At 57.0% G+C, this 13,256-nt stretch carries 13 protein-coding genes and 1 tRNA gene; 2 read left to right on the top strand and 12 right to left on the bottom strand.

All coding sequences use genetic code 11. The features are described from left to right. Positions 1–3: 3 nt before the first annotated feature. Genes yajC through queA form a run of 3 tightly spaced genes read right to left on the bottom strand, consistent with a single transcriptional unit; the run spans position 4 to position 2,587 of the window. Complete coding sequence (gene yajC / locus K0F75_RS06935) at positions 4–339, bottom strand: preprotein translocase subunit YajC (RefSeq protein WP_219061116.1); 336 nt, start codon at positions 337–339, stop codon at positions 4–6. A 53-nt stretch (positions 340–392) separates the two neighbouring features. Further along, positions 393–1,508, bottom strand: a complete 1,116-nt coding sequence (gene tgt, locus K0F75_RS06930; protein WP_219061312.1) for a tRNA guanosine(34) transglycosylase Tgt — start codon at positions 1,506–1,508, stop codon at positions 393–395. 14 nt (positions 1,509–1,522) lie between these two features. Next, a complete protein-coding gene (gene queA, locus K0F75_RS06925) occupies positions 1,523–2,587 on the bottom strand; it encodes a tRNA preQ1(34) S-adenosylmethionine ribosyltransferase-isomerase QueA (RefSeq protein ID WP_219061115.1) in 1,065 nt (354 codons plus the stop codon). 108 nt (positions 2,588–2,695) lie between these two features. Between queA and K0F75_RS06920 the strand changes: the two genes are divergently transcribed. Beyond that, positions 2,696–2,780 (top strand) — tRNA-Leu (locus tag K0F75_RS06920). A 175-nt stretch (positions 2,781–2,955) separates the two neighbouring features. After that, complete coding sequence (locus K0F75_RS06915; RefSeq protein ID WP_219061114.1) at positions 2,956–4,218, top strand: tyrosine-type recombinase/integrase; 1,263 nt, start codon at positions 2,956–2,958, stop codon at positions 4,216–4,218. A 30-nt stretch (positions 4,219–4,248) separates the two neighbouring features. Here the strand turns inward: K0F75_RS06915 and K0F75_RS06910 are convergent, their stop codons facing one another. The 9 genes from K0F75_RS06910 to K0F75_RS06870 form a co-directional block, all read right to left on the bottom strand. Further along, the gene (locus K0F75_RS06910; RefSeq protein WP_219061113.1) at positions 4,249–4,731 is read right to left on the bottom strand and encodes a DUF1353 domain-containing protein; all 483 of its coding nucleotides are present in this window, start codon (positions 4,729–4,731) and stop codon (positions 4,249–4,251) included. After that, positions 4,728–5,102: a hypothetical protein gene (locus K0F75_RS06905; protein ID WP_219061112.1), complete on the bottom strand. Its 375-nt coding sequence runs from the start codon at positions 5,100–5,102 to the stop codon at positions 4,728–4,730. Before K0F75_RS06905 ends, K0F75_RS06910 begins: the two co-directional genes overlap by 4 nt. A 26-nt stretch (positions 5,103–5,128) precedes the next feature. Further along, entirely contained in the window at positions 5,129–6,199 is a 1,071-nt protein-coding gene (locus K0F75_RS06900) for a reverse transcriptase/maturase family protein (RefSeq protein ID WP_219061111.1), read from the bottom strand. A gap of 315 nt (positions 6,200–6,514) precedes the next feature. Then, positions 6,515–6,865, bottom strand: a complete 351-nt coding sequence (gene avd / locus K0F75_RS06895) for a diversity-generating retroelement protein Avd (RefSeq protein WP_219061110.1) — start codon at positions 6,863–6,865, stop codon at positions 6,515–6,517. After that, the gene (locus K0F75_RS06890; protein WP_219061109.1) at positions 6,862–7,431 is read right to left on the bottom strand and encodes a hypothetical protein; all 570 of its coding nucleotides are present in this window, start codon (positions 7,429–7,431) and stop codon (positions 6,862–6,864) included. The genes avd and K0F75_RS06890 overlap by 4 nt, the downstream gene beginning before the upstream one ends. A 72-nt stretch (positions 7,432–7,503) precedes the next feature. Further along, a complete protein-coding gene (locus K0F75_RS06885) occupies positions 7,504–10,110 on the bottom strand; it encodes a hypothetical protein (RefSeq protein WP_219061108.1) in 2,607 nt (868 codons plus the stop codon). An 18-nt stretch (positions 10,111–10,128) separates the two neighbouring features. Next, entirely contained in the window at positions 10,129–10,509 is a 381-nt protein-coding gene (locus K0F75_RS06880; RefSeq protein ID WP_219061107.1) for a phage tail protein, read from the bottom strand. Further along, positions 10,502–11,782: a hypothetical protein gene (locus K0F75_RS06875; RefSeq protein ID WP_219061106.1), complete on the bottom strand. Its 1,281-nt coding sequence runs from the start codon at positions 11,780–11,782 to the stop codon at positions 10,502–10,504. Before K0F75_RS06875 ends, K0F75_RS06880 begins: the two co-directional genes overlap by 8 nt. After that, entirely contained in the window at positions 11,775–13,256 is a 1,482-nt protein-coding gene (locus K0F75_RS06870; protein WP_219061105.1) for a hypothetical protein, read from the bottom strand. Before K0F75_RS06870 ends, K0F75_RS06875 begins: the two co-directional genes overlap by 8 nt.

The raw sequence follows: 13,256 nt of genomic DNA, 5'->3' as shown, positions 1-13,256 counted from the left end.
AACTTAGATCGCTTTCAAGGTGCCCTTAGGCAGCGTGGCAGCGATAGCGGCCTTTTGGATTTTCAGTTCAACGGTGTCAGACACTTCGATGACCACGAAGTCGTCGGTCACTTTGTTGATCTTGCCCGCAATACCACCGGAAGTGACAACTTCGTCACCTTTTTGCAGGTTGCCCAGCAGGTTTTTCTGTTCTTTCGCGCGCTTGGCCTGTGGACGCCAGATCATCAGATAGAAGATGACCAGGAAGCCGACCAGGAAAATCCATTCAAAGCCCGAACCAGCAGGACCGGCGGCAGGTGCAGCAGCGTCCGCGAACGCGGTAGGGATAAAAAAGCTCATTTAGCACTCCAATTGCAAAATTTTGTTAATAGGGTAGAGAACTCAGTACTCAATCAATCCAAAGGCGGCGTTGGAAGCCCGCGTTTGGCATAGAAGGCATCGACAAAGGCGGCCAATGTACCTTGTTGAATAGACTCGCGCAAACCAGCCATAAGCACTTGGTAATGCCGCAAATTGTGAATGGTATTGAGCATGCTCCCCAGCATTTCCCCGCACTTATCCAGATGATGCAGATACGCACGCGAGAAGTTCTTGCAGGTATAGCAATCGCAGGTCGGATCCAGTGACGAATCGTCATGACGATGGAACGCGTTACGGATTTTCAACACACCCGTATCAATGAACAAATGGCCGTTGCGCGCGTTGCGGGTTGGCATCACGCAATCGAACATGTCGATACCGCGGCGTACACCTTCAACCAGATCTTCTGGCTTGCCCACGCCCATCAAGTAACGAGGTTTGTCAGCCGGCATCATGCCCGGCAAGTAGTCCAGCACCTTGATCATCTCGTGCTTGGGCTCACCGACCGACAGACCGCCGATAGCCAGACCGTCGAAACCGATCTGATCAAGGCCTTCCAGCGAGCGCATGCGCAGATCCTGGTGCATGCCGCCCTGAACGATACCAAACAGCGCCGCCGTGTTTTCGCCGTGGGCGATTTTCGAGCGCTTGGCCCAACGTAACGACAGCTCCATGGAGACCCGCGCAACGTCTTCATCAGCCGGGTATGGCGTGCACTCGTCAAAAATCATCACGATGTCCGAGCCCAGGTCACGCTGGACCTGCATCGACTCTTCCGGCCCCATGAACACCTTGGCGCCATCGACCGGAGAGGCGAAGGTCACGCCCTCCTCCTTGATCTTGCGCATGGCGCCCAGGCTGAACACCTGAAAACCACCGGAATCAGTAAGAATCGGCCCGCTCCACTGCATGAAATCGTGCAGGTCGCCGTGACGCTTGATCACTTCAGTCCCGGGACGCAGCCACAAGTGGAAGGTATTACCGAGGATGATCTGCGCGCCAGTCGCTTCGATATCCCGAGGCAGCATGCCTTTGACCGTGCCGTAAGTACCGACCGGCATGAAAGCAGGGGTTTCGACCACACCCCGAGGAAAGGTCAAACGACCGCGACGTGCTTTGCCGTCAGTGGCCAGCAACTCGAAAGACATACGACTGGTGTTGCTCATGCGTGATCCTCTGGGGCCGATTCCTTGGGAGCTGTCGGCGCGGGATTGCGGGTGATGAACATTGCATCACCGTAACTGAAGAAGCGGTACCCATGCTCCACTGCCGCCGCATAGGCAGCCATGGTTTCGGGGTAACCGGCGAACGCCGAAACCAGCATCAACAGCGTGGATTCAGGCAAATGAAAGTTGGTCACCAGGGCGTCGACCACATGGAACGGACGCCCGGGAAAAATAAAGATATCGGTGTCACCACTGAACGCCTTGAGCTGACCGTCGCGCGCCGCACTCTCCAGCGAGCGCACGCTGGTTGTGCCCACGGCAATCACTCGACCGCCTCGCGCACGGCACGCCGACACGGCATCGACAACGTCTTGACTGACTTCCAGCCACTCATTGTGCATGTGGTGGTCTTCTAGCCGCTCAACGCGTACCGGCTGGAACGTGCCCGCACCGACATGCAGGGTCACGAAAGCCGTTGAAACGCCCTTCTGCGCAATCGCATCGAGCAGCGCCTGATCGAAATGCAGCCCCGCAGTCGGCGCGGCAACCGCCCCGGCGCGCTCGGCATAAACAGTCTGATAACGCTCGCGGTCGGCGCTGTCATCGGGACGGTCTATATAAGGAGGCAACGGCATATGGCCGACCCGCTCCAGCAACGGCAACACCTCTTCGGCAAAACGCAGCTCGAACAAAGTGTCATGACGGACCACCATCTCAGCCTCGCCACCGCCATCGATCAGGATCATCGTGCCCGGCTTGGGCGACTTGCTCGACCGCACATGGGCCAATACCCGATGGCTGTCGAGCACACGCTCAACCAGAATCTCCAGCTTGCCGCCAGAAGCCTTCTGCCCGAACAGGCGCGCCGGGATCACCCGGGTATTGTTGAACACCATCAAGTCGCCGGGGCGCAAATGCTCCAGCAAATCGGTGAATTGACGGTGCGCCAGTGCGCCGCTAACCCCATCCAGGGTCAACAAGCGGCTGCCACAACGCTCGGCCAAAGGATGGCGAGCAATCAAAGAATCAGGGAGCTCGAAGGTAAAGTCAGCAACACGCATGATGGGGTTCGTCTAGCAGGGCCGGAAAGTTTAGCGGAAATAATGAACATTAACCACGAAACATGATTGACCAACGGTAATACCCTCTCTATACTCCGCGCCCATCAAGCCCTGATGGCGGAATCGGTAGACGCGGCGGATTCAAAATCCGTTTTCGAAAGGAGTGGGAGTTCGAGTCTCCCTCGGGGCACCAGATACATATTTCAACTTCACCCATCATGAAGCTGAAACACAGACAAGCCGGCCATTGCGCCGGCTTTTTTGTTTCATCTTGTTCCATCATTAACCATCTTGTTTCTTGTTGCCGTGTATGGGCTGGTGTATGGTCGCGAAAATACCGAACTTATCCATACACGCCCATACATACGATGAAGCGATCTGATATCAAGCGGCGCCCCCTGGCCGACACCGTCCTGGCCTCCCTTGAGCCAGAAGAAAAGGAATACCGGGAAGGCTACGGCATTGACCGGCTGTATTTCGTCGTGTCCCCGAATGGGAGGAAGCGCTGGGAGCTTCGCCACAAAAAAGCAGACGGGAAATGGACGTGGATAGGGCTTGGCGGCTACCCCGAGGTATCGGCCAAGCGCGCACGCGAAAAAGCATCAGAGGTGGCCGGCCTCGTCGAAAGCGGTATTGATCCGATCCAGCACCGGCAGTCGTCGAAGAAGGTAGAAGCGGCAACCGAAGAGAGCCTGTTTCGCTCGGCGGCAGAAGCCTGGTATCTAAAGAAGGTCAAGGACGGTCGAGCCGACGCCACCCTGTCGAAGATTCGCACCTACCTTGATAAGGACATTCTCCCCGCGCTAGGCGCAATGCCGCTGCTGGAAATCACTCGCCGCCACTGCGCAGCGCTCCAGTCCAGCATTGAGGATCGCCAGGCTCACAACGTGGCAAAGAAAACGCGGGGCTGGCTAAAGGAGATTTTCAGCCAGGCCATTGCCCGCGGACTTTGCGAAAACAACCCAGCCTCAGAGCTGCTCGCGATCGCAGCGGAAGCGCCTGAAACCGAGCAGCACCCTCACCTGCTCGAGCACGAACTCCCGGCATTCTTGAAGGCAATGAAGAAGTCGACCAGCAGGCTCGGCGCCCGAACGGCTGCCTGGCTGACAATATGGACTGCGAGTCGCCCGGGCATGATCCGCTGGGCAGAGTGGTCAGAGTTCGACTTGGATGACGCCACCTGGATCATCCCCGCCGCAAAGATGAAGATGCGCCGCGACCATCACGTCCCCTTATGCACCCAGGCGGTGGCCGCCCTGATTGAATTGCGAAACATGACAGGGCAAAGCCGCTACCTGTTCCCCGGCATCGGACCAAAGCAACCGGTAATGAGCGAGAACACCATCAATCACTCGTTTGCAAAGATCGGTTACGCCCGCAAGCTGGTTGGACACGGCACCCGGCATACCGCGAGTACACTGCTGCGCGAGCATGAATGGATCAAGGATCACGTTGAGTCGCAACTTGCGCATAAGGAGGACGGCATTAGCGGGGTATATAACAAAGCCCGTTACTTGCCACAGCGGCGATACATGATGCAGTGGTACGCGGATTACCTCGAAGCGCTGGCCGAGGGAATGACGAAAGAGAAGACTGATGACTTCGCATCGCGCGTGAACGCCTGGAGATAGGGCCGAGGCATTGCCCGGCCCTTTCTTTAATTACTGCGCCGAACTAGCGGCATGGTTGCTTCCCAGCTTATAAGCAGACTCGTACAGCAGAACTTCGTAGTCGCTCATTAACTCCCACGCAAAGTCCTCTCTCTTTGGCCCGCCCTTGCATTGGCCGTAACGATACCAGCCACCCGCGCGAACGCCGGCATAGATAAGATCGCAGCGGACATCGCCAGGCTTTGACCGCTCCATGATATCGCTGAGCAGGTTGTCACAGTCGGCGCGTGACTTTTCATTCAGGCAGTACGCCCAGTCGTGAGGTATGAACTCAAGCAGCATATCCAGCGAGTTGAAGATCGGCTGAACAACCCAAGGGATGGACGCAAAGTCGGTGATGAAGTATTTCGGGACGATCATCACGCCATTCAGCGTAAGGTCGCTCATCATCACCCATTCGCCGGGGCCGTAGGGTAGGAACTGGGGGACTGAGGCGAACTGACCAATCCCTGGGCCGATCATTTCCTTTCTCATTGCTCACCCGCCACGACAGGAGAGATGATCTGCGCGGCCTGGCTTTCCGTGATCGAGCCGTCAGCCACAGCGCTTTCAATCGCGCCATTAACCACGCCAGCAGCCTTATCCTGAGCAACTTCTGCAAGCTCAGCTGCAATCGAAGAATCCCCATTCACGATGGGACACAACTCGCTCGAGTAGGCGTGACCGGAGATAACCAGCTGAATCGCCGCCCGCTCCACTTCGGGCTTTGAGCAGTACACCGTCACAGCGGCAGACGCGGTTGAATAGACCGCGCTGCCCACGGTAGAGACGACTTTGCCGGCGGTGGAGCAGCCCAATAGAGCTGCTGCAACCACTGCCGCAAGCAGAAACCTTATAACTAACATCTGTAACCCTCCCCATTAATGAGGGCTTAGGATGCAGTTACAGAAAATGCCTCCCTGGCCGCTTTTTCCGGGCACCGGACCAGACGTAGCTCGCCGAGAATGGCCGCCACCGTCCTATTCGCGTCGCAGTGCTTTGTGTAGGCCAGAAAGCTGCAGACCCGTTGCCGAACGTGGATTTGGTCAATAGCGCGCCTGGCATACTTGCGCGCAAGAGATTTGAAGTTTTTGCGAGCCCGTTTGATATTTCTTTTTCTTGGGAGGATGTGTGTCGGCCATATTCGATAACCGCAAAAATCTAGCCCACGCTGCCATGGGTGAATGGCGGTCTTAGGATTAAGCGCGAGGGAGAGCGAAGTAACTTCAAGTCCAAGGCTTTCCAGAACTTGCAGGGCGGATTCTTTATCAGGCAGTACCGCTATAAAATCATCCATGTAGCGAACATAGTATTTAATGCCCATCTGATCCTTCGCTACATGGTCAAGGCGGTTGAGCATGATATTCGCGCCAAGCTGGCTCGTCAGCGCGCCAACTGGTAGACCTACGCCGTCCTCGTGGCCGTAACCTTCAATGATCTTCTGCCAAAGCCAAATCACGTCGGGGTCGGAGACCGTTCGCTTGATCTCACCTAGCAACACTTTGTGTTTAATGCTCGCGAAGAACTTGCTGATGTCTGCTTTTAGCACGTAGACCTTATCGCCGTGGTTGCGCTTGGCGATACGCATGAAGCGCTGGGCGCGGAATACGGCGGCCTGAGTGCCCTTGCCGATTCGGCATGCATAGGAGTCATGGATAAATTTGCGCTCGAATAGCGGGCCGATAACGCGCACAAGAGCGTGATGAATGACTCGATCAATGAATGGCGGCGCTTGGATAAGCCTTAGCTTTGGCTCTTTGACCACGAATTCGCGCGGGGCGCCTGGCGTCCAGCTCTTCCAAATCAGATGATTCTGAATATTTACGATGTTTTCTTCGACGTTTGCCGCAAACCGCATAACGCTTGCGCGATTGCGCTTTCCTTTACGAGCCTCAAGAAAGGCTTGATACAGATTATTGAAGTCGGTTATTTGACCCCAAAGACCCGATATTGTGGTAGGCACTTCATAAGCCTTAGACCTAAATATATAGGAGAGTTGGTGATAAGAAGGCGAGCGCAGCCACTTTCCCCGAAGGTACTTGCCGCTGCGCTCTGTAAATCTTTGACAACATGGTCTGGACAATGGCCCCAAAGGAACCGCGCTGGGAGGAGGCCCGTAAGCCGCCAACTTCTGGCGTTAATCGTTTGCGAGGCGGCCGCCGATGTTCGTGTTCGAGTTCGACGAGGCGTTGTTGACGTTCAAATTGAACAGGCCGGCGTTCGAGCCGTTGCCATAATTGCCACCGTAATAAACCATTGCCCAATGTCTTGCAGAGTTTTATCGCTTAACGGCCGCCTCGCTCTTAATCCAAGCGCCGACAATCCGTCCAATTTCGTTTACATGCCGCATCCATACGTCAAGCCTGTGCGTGGTGATATAAGTTAATCGGTGGGCTTTGCGGACCAAGCCCCGGCAAACTTCGATCTCCACATCAAGATCAAAGAGCGCCGCCGTCTTCTGCTTACGCTTCCACGATACGACCGTAAGCCGCAACAGCTGATTCATGGTGGAGCGAAGTTCAGCACACAATAGATGCCGCTCAATCTTTGGAAACTGGTGGAGAACTGTATGCGTGTAAGCATCCAGCTCCTCCAGCTTTGTCATGAGCATAAGGTGGGCTTCGCTCACCAGGTGACCTCAGCGACCTGCTCAGGCGTTGCCGCCAAGGAAAGCGCGTCTTCCGCAGCAAGGCGGCGACCAATCAGCGCGCCAGAAGCGGAGCTATAGGCGATAACGTTCGCGGCGACACGCTCCGCCATTTCAGCAACGGTCATGCCTCGGGCATCCGCGATCGCCGAAAGCATTGGCGTTGCAACTGTAGGATCTGCCGCGTAAAGATCAGCCTCTTTGGCTTGCTGGCTCCAGCTCTGCATTTCGCCAGACGGATAGGTCGATGCTAGCTCGCTCAGCGCGTCGTCGCACAAAGCATTGATTTCCATGAGCTTTGCCGCTTTCGAGGCATTCAGCTGCAAGGAATCGTCAGCGTCATACTCAAGCTCGCCCAGGTACTCGGTCGCTGCGAGAGAGCAGGCCGGGACTTCGGATGGCTGGCCAGCAAGATCAACCGCGACAAACAGGCCGCTCTCGCGGTAGGCAGCAGGCACCCGCCACACTCGAACCTTGGCGGCAGAAGCCACCAAGCCAAGGGGAATGCTGACTTCCCCAACAGTTAGAACATTGTTCTCGATCTTCATCAAAATCCCCTAAAAAAAGCAGGGCGCCCGCTCGGCGGGCAGCCCAAAACAAGACTCAAGCCACAGGGCTCACTACACCTTTGCGAGGCGGCCGCCGATGTTCGTGCTCGAGTACGACGAGGCGTAGAGGACGCTCAAATTGAACAGGCCGGCGCTCGAGCCGTAGCCATAATAGCCACCGTGGTAAGCCACGCAGTTCGGGTTCTGATAGAAGATATCGCCCGTCGAGCCGTTTCCGGCCGTGGCATCCCCAGTGGCCGGCAGGAAGCTGACACTCAGGTCATGGTTGGCGCCGCTGTCGGTTGAGAATGTGACTGGGTACGTGCCGCTGGCCGGAGCGGTCTGGTTTGTCGTGATGTAGCTTTTGTTGCCCGACTTATCCCAGATCTTGAACTTGCTGCTGGCATCGGTTTGCAGACCATCAACCATCTGCCAGACGTTGCCCCAGAGACCAACGATCCCGCGCCAAGTGGCCTGGGCGACTGTGGTGCTATCAACAGCCTGCACGGCGCTAGTGCTGACGTTGCCCTGGCCGATAAGTGCCTGGCTGTCCGCTCCGCCCATTTCGATGGCGCAAAGCAGCTGGATTGCCTCCAGCTGGTAGTAGTTCCACAGTGCGAAACCGGTAACGCCGGAGACGTTGCGAGCAGTGGCGCGGGCCTGCATGGTCGGAAAGTCGATACTTACCAGCGGAGTCAGGCCAGCCTTGGAGCCCAGCTTGGCGCTATCGGTCGTACCTTGATATTTGCCAACCCAGAACTGAGCGATCGGAGCGCCTGCTTCCATAAATGCTGGGTGCAGAACGAATCCGGCCGCCGGCTGGTCAGAGATCCACCAGGCGCGCTTGCCAGCGTTAACTCCACTGGCGATAGCCGCTGACTTCACGTAGAAGGCAGGGATCTTGACCATGGCCTGGGAGTCGATAGTGACATCCTGGATCTGGCCATAGGTCTGATGGCTGCTGAAAAACGCGGCATCCGTAACTTTGGCAGCGCCATTCTCATCAATGCGCGACCAAGTGCCGCTGCCGCCGCCAGTCGTCAAAAGAGCCAGGCCGATAATCGTAGCGAACGCCGATTTAGTGGTGAATTTCACCTCGGTTGACCACTCGCCGAAGCCCTTTGTGGCGCCCTGCTGGCGAACGCGAGCATAGTAAACCGATTGGCCCGCGAGCAATTTACCCGCCGGGACAACAATTGACAGCTTGTTGACGGTGTCGGTGCCGCTATCAAAAACCGGCGCGGTGTAACTGCCGGCCGCCGCCCGAACCTGGAACTGGCTGGCGGAGTGCGTATCCGTACCGCCAACCATGGCAAAGGCGCTGCAAGACAGGGTTGGCTGCTCGGGAATGTCCGTTGCGTTGTTGGCAGGCCCGGTAATGCTTGGCGCCGCGACGTAGGCGAATGAAGCCGCAGTGGTAAATGTGGTCACGACGGACCAATCAGACCACAGTCCAGCAACGTCCTGGACTCGAGCGCGAAGCTTATAAGCAACGTTCACGGCCAAGACGCCATCCGGCATCGGGTAGGAGAGCCCGGAACCCAGCGCGCCCGAGTCATGCAAGACCGTTGCAAACGCAGCATCAGTCGAGATTTGAAACTGTACAGCTGCCTGAGCCACCGACGCCGGGCTGGAGTAGCCAGAGATCGCCAGGGTTGGGCGCGCCATTACGGCAGTTGCGGCAGCGACAGGCGAGCTGATTGCCGGCGTGTTTGGGCGCAAATCTGGGTTGATAAACCCGCCCAGCCCGGTTGCTGTGCCGAGGGCAATAATGTGCTGAGTGACGAACGCTTCGCCCGAAGCGTCAAGGCGAAGCCATCCCTCGCCACGCATCGGCAGGATGTACTCGTAGTCTGCGAAACCGGCCGGAATAGTGCCACCAGTGCGGCGCATCGACCAGCCGGTCTCTTTCCAAGTCTTTTGATAGGCGTCGCGATAGTACAGACGAGCCAGGCCGGCGTTCAGCGAGCGGCGAATAACGACAGCGCCGCCGATTGCATCATCACCAATGGTAATGGCTTTGCTCAGGTAGATATCGCCAGGAACGAGCGAGCCCGCGCCAGTGACAGTGTTAAAGCTAGAGCGAGCCAAGAAGGCAGTGGAAGTCCAGCCGGCAGTCAGGTTTCCGGCCAGGCGAACACGGGTAGACGACAGGATGGAGACGATCTGAACCAATACCGGCACAGCAGCGCCGCCGCCAATGCCGCCCTCGCCGGAGCCTACGTTGGTCCGGTCATACAGAACATAGTATTCGCCGGCCTTGAGATCCGCAGTGCTAGCCACGTCAATGGAGTCATCGCCGCTCACGCCTTGAATGACGGCAACTGCCAACGAATCAATGAGCGTGTAACCCGACACGAACAACTCGAAGTTGATCGCATTGCCGCGATACAGCCAATCCAAGTTCACCGCACGGGAAACCATGGGCGCCGTGGTCGCCTGCAGGCCGCCAACGTCACCAGTCAGGTCGCCGAGCGCCTGAGCAATCGAGTCAATGCGGTCGCCAAGGGCTGGGAATTCGCCGCGGGCCTTGAGCAGGTCGGCTTCGGACAGCTCCTGGCGGCCATCAAGATTGTTGAAGTTGGCATCAATCTCTTCATATCGAGTGTTCCAAAGAGATGGAACTGCATCAGGCTCATTGTTGGGCAACGGCGTAATGCTTGAATGTGGAAGCGGCATGCTCCCTCCTTAAAAGAGTTAGTAACGAAGCTTGATTTTTACGAGATAGCTCTCGTCCGATTCTTTAATCTTTGGCCGAAAGTTGCGGATGCCCAGCAGGTTGCCCTGAGAGTCAAGGAGCGCAGCTTCGGAGACGAAGACGTTGATCAGATCCTGTGATTCGAGGCGCCCTGAGCCTGTTACCGAAAAGAGATCGTCTTGACTAACGGCGCTCAGAGGCTTGCGTATCAGCTCGTTAACCAGGCCATTAGCCTCCGGGTCTACAGCCTTCGCCTTGAGCTCGGGCGTGTGCCCGCCATTACCGAAAGCCATGAACGCGGCAGGGTGCAATGCCTCCCCGCCCGCCATGGCAGCTGCAATCCGCCGCCTGTGGTTATTCGCTGTTACGCCCTCAGCCATCGCTGGAACCCTCTTTAATCACTTGAATGCTGAAATCTGGATGCAGCTTCGATCCGAGCTTCCAGCGGCCCGACAAAGTGAGTCGTGCGCCTGGGGTCGGTTTTGCCACTGCCGACTGCATATTCAGGAGCTTAAAGGAGCCAAGACGGGCGCTAATCGCCATTTTCCTACTTCGCAACCGCTGACCATTCAACTTGAAGGAGCCCAGTCGCAGGGTTCCGCCAAGCGACCAAGCACCATTCAGTTTCCGGTTTCTGCGATAAAGCTTTTCGGGCTCGGGAGTGAGCTCGTACTCAATGACGGGATCGGGAGGCAGGGTTTCAGTTCTCCAAAAGCCAATCTCCATGCTCTTCTCGAGATAGGCCTGGGTCTGCACTCGCTCGTTCTTGAGCGCCCACTTCGACAGCCCTCCCCGCATTTCGCCCAAAGCAAACTGGCCGAATGGCTGGGGCAGGGTCACAAACTCGGCGTCACGGCCCAGGGACCACCTGCTATCCGGGTTGTCGGTGATTACCCGCCCGCCCCACGGATAGCGGATGGAAACGGCCTTCTCCATTGAAAGTGAGTGGCTGGTTCGGATGGTTACGTCCAGGACGGTGTTCAGCCAGAACACAAAGGCCGGCACCAAGCGAGCCGGAATAACAGCACGAATGATCTGCAGGAGCCGAGAGACAGACTGAATTTCAATACCCAGATCCAGCGAAATCTCTATTCGGCTGGTGAGCCACATTCCTTCCATGCCCTCGCGGCGAAAGCTCCGCTCCTCGGTCGCGCCCTCGATGTGCCTGCCTAAGCCCCAGGAGCCATCGAGTTTTAGGCCTGGCTCGCCCACCTGGTGGAGCCACCAAGCGAATATTGGCTTGTCGCTGAATAGCGCCGTCGGGTATTCGTACTGATCGCTATGCCAAAGCTGAGTCACCTCGCACGAGTTCGGAAACAGCATTTGCAGGTAGGTGCGCAGGAAATGCAGGCCGCGCTTCTGTATGTCGCCAGACTTCCATGCCCGGTACAGGTAGCGGGTAGCGGCTTCCTCTCGATCGCCAGGCAGAAGCACCAGCCCGTCGCGGTTGACGGTTTTACGCACCAGATCGAAAGAACCGAGGTGCGGGGCACCCATGACGCTGGCATCAAAGGTTCCCGCACTCAGCAGATTAAAGAGCTCGAGCGTCAGGCTCTTCATCTCGCGCTCGAAGGCGAATGTGTTCAGCTCATGACTGTTGCTGAGCGGAGCGGCTTCGGGATTCAGCGCGCTTGAGAAGTCATAATCACTCAAAGCCAGCCCCCCAATTCGGAGAGGAGACGTTGCCGACCGTGACGGCCACGGTCATCGACTGCTCGGTGACGTAACGCCATAGCTCGGGGCGCGTATTGGTAGTGGACTGCTCGCCAATGGATAGGATCAGATCGGCCTGGCCGACGGCCAGAGCCGGAACCTTCTCCCGCAGCAGCTTATATATCTGCTGATAGAGCAGAACGCTTCGCCCGGATGACTCACCAAAGGCATCGAGCATTGAGCTGACAATCTGCTGCTCTACAGTGGTTTTCTCGTATGAGCTCGACACGCTGGCCGTGATCGATACGCCGATTGGCGCCCGGACCGCCGTAACGAACTGCACCCGATAGCTGTCGTCAGCAGCAAGGATCTTCGCTTTGATCGCCTGCTGAGTGCCGGTCAGATCGGTTATGCGATATGGGGCCACGACCTCTCCGGGCGCCTGGTACAGAACAGGTTCATCCTCGAGCGCGGAGAAGCAGGCAACGAACAGCGAATTGATATTCGTGAAGCTGACTCCCCTTGCCCTTTCCTCCGCCGTCTCGTTCCAGACACGGCAGAATTTAAGGTCCGGGAAGTTTCGGCGCACCAGGTACTCGAACTCACCGAGGAACACGGCATTGTCGTTATATATAGAGGGGTACTTGGCCAGTTCGCGTAGCGTCTGAATGCCAATCGGGTTAGAGCCGGCCTCTGACACTTCCTGAATAAGCAACTCTATATTGGTCTCGTAAGGGTCGCGCATCTCAGAGAAGACGACCGGGGAGCCATGCTTGAACGTGGCGTCTCCCGCGCAATAATGGGCCGTAATGGTAATTTCAGAGCCTTCGATAGGCTGAATGCCGACCACGCCGGCAAGTCCAAAGCGGATGTAGATCCGCTGCCGATCGTCAGCCTCGATGTGATAAATGCGATCGCCTACGCCGCAATTGACGTACCGCTCCCGGCACTCCATTTCCCCCTCGACGTCTGAAACGCTGAGGCCGCACAAATAAGCATCGTCGTCAGCAAGATCAATCTCGACCTCATAGAAAGGACGGCTTTCAGTCACGGAGTGAGTGGTGGTTTTTGTGTAAATCTGGGTAGCAGGCAGCGCGACGGTAGCCCCAGCCGGAACGCTTACAGTGGCGTCGCCGCGAATATCAAACCCTTGGTTGTCAGCAAAGCCGCGAGAAGCGTCGATCTGGAAGGCATTTCCACCCTTATTTGTTACCGCCAGCACCAAGCGAGCCGGAGTCGCTTTTGGGATGATCCCGCGCATGGCCGCGTCAGCAAGCACCGTACTGTCCCGAACCTTCTCGAAAGCCTCAGCCGTTGAAACTTCCACCTGCGATGAGTACATGGCCAGCATGCCTGCGACGGACTCAAGGTTGTGCTTGAGCCTGGGGTCGCCGACTTTCGACAGGATGCTTAGAGTTGGGTACTTTGAAATAAGGCGCTCGGCCTCTTTCATGAAATCTTCGCGCGTGTACAT

The sequence above is a fragment of the Pseudomonas sp. UMAB-08 genome (assembly GCF_900095225.1).
Taxonomy (GTDB): domain Bacteria; phylum Pseudomonadota; class Gammaproteobacteria; order Pseudomonadales; family Pseudomonadaceae; genus Aquipseudomonas.
The sequence above is the reverse complement of the archived record's forward strand: the minus strand, read 5'-3'. Positions and strand labels throughout refer to the sequence as shown.

Coding starts and splice junctions, on each gene's coding strand:
- yajC (WP_219061116.1), bottom strand. CDS start 339: ATGAGCTTTTTTATCCCTACCGCGTTCGCGGACGCTGCTGCACCTGCC.
- tgt (WP_219061312.1), bottom strand. CDS start 1,508: ATGTCTTTCGAGTTGCTGGCCACTGACGGCAAAGCACGTCGCGGTCGT.
- queA (WP_219061115.1), bottom strand. CDS start 2,587: ATGCGTGTTGCTGACTTTACCTTCGAGCTCCCTGATTCTTTGATTGCT.
- K0F75_RS06915 (WP_219061114.1), top strand. CDS start 2,956: ATGAAGCGATCTGATATCAAGCGGCGCCCCCTGGCCGACACCGTCCTG.
- K0F75_RS06910 (WP_219061113.1), bottom strand. CDS start 4,731: ATGAGAAAGGAAATGATCGGCCCAGGGATTGGTCAGTTCGCCTCAGTC.
- K0F75_RS06905 (WP_219061112.1), bottom strand. CDS start 5,102: ATGTTAGTTATAAGGTTTCTGCTTGCGGCAGTGGTTGCAGCAGCTCTA.
- K0F75_RS06890 (WP_219061109.1), bottom strand. CDS start 7,431: ATGAAGATCGAGAACAATGTTCTAACTGTTGGGGAAGTCAGCATTCCC.
- K0F75_RS06885 (WP_219061108.1), bottom strand. CDS start 10,110: ATGCCGCTTCCACATTCAAGCATTACGCCGTTGCCCAACAATGAGCCT.
- K0F75_RS06880 (WP_219061107.1), bottom strand. CDS start 10,509: ATGGCTGAGGGCGTAACAGCGAATAACCACAGGCGGCGGATTGCAGCT.
- K0F75_RS06870 (WP_219061105.1), bottom strand. CDS start 13,256: ATGTACACGCGCGAAGATTTCATGAAAGAGGCCGAGCGCCTTATTTCA.